The sequence below is a fragment of the Flavobacterium erigeronis genome, from assembly GCF_054075165.1.
Window position 1 is genome coordinate 1 of record NZ_JBSKGP010000029.1, and the last position, 576, is coordinate 576.

Consider the following 576-nt stretch of genomic DNA (forward strand, 5'->3'; position numbering starts at 1 on the left):
TGTATTGTGTTTTGGAGCCGCAACAGGCGCCATCAACATCACTGCATCTGGCGGAGTTGGGACTTACACTTACGACTGGGCAGATCTTGCGGGAACAAATGATCCTGAAGACAGATCTAATCTTGCTGCTGGGACTTATACTGTAACGGTGAAAGATGCGAATGGCTGTACTGCAGCACCGCTTGCCGTTACAATTACTCAGCCTGCTTCTGCTGTCGCTGTAGCTAAAACTTCTCAGACCGATGTATTATGTTTCGGAGCTGCAACAGGCGCCATCAACATTACAGCATCTGGAGGAGTTGGACCTTACACTTACGACTGGGCGGATCTTGCTGGAACAAACGATCCTGAAGACAGAACTAATCTTGCTGCAGGAACTTATACTGTAACTGTGAAAGATGCCAACGGATGTTCTTCTGCACCGCTTGCTGTGACTATAACTCAGCCTGCTTCTGCTGTGGCTGTAGCTAAAACTTCCCAAACTGACGTATTGTGTTTTGGAGCTGCAACAGGCGCCATCAACATTACTGCATCTGGAGGAGTTAGTCCTTACACTTACGACTGGGCTGATCTTGT

Annotated in this window: 1 pseudogene; it reads left to right on the forward strand. The window is 48.1% G+C overall.

Annotated elements, in window-relative coordinates:
• Window positions 1-576: pseudogene (locus ACWA1F_RS23940) on the forward strand (SprB repeat-containing protein); the annotation flags it as partial.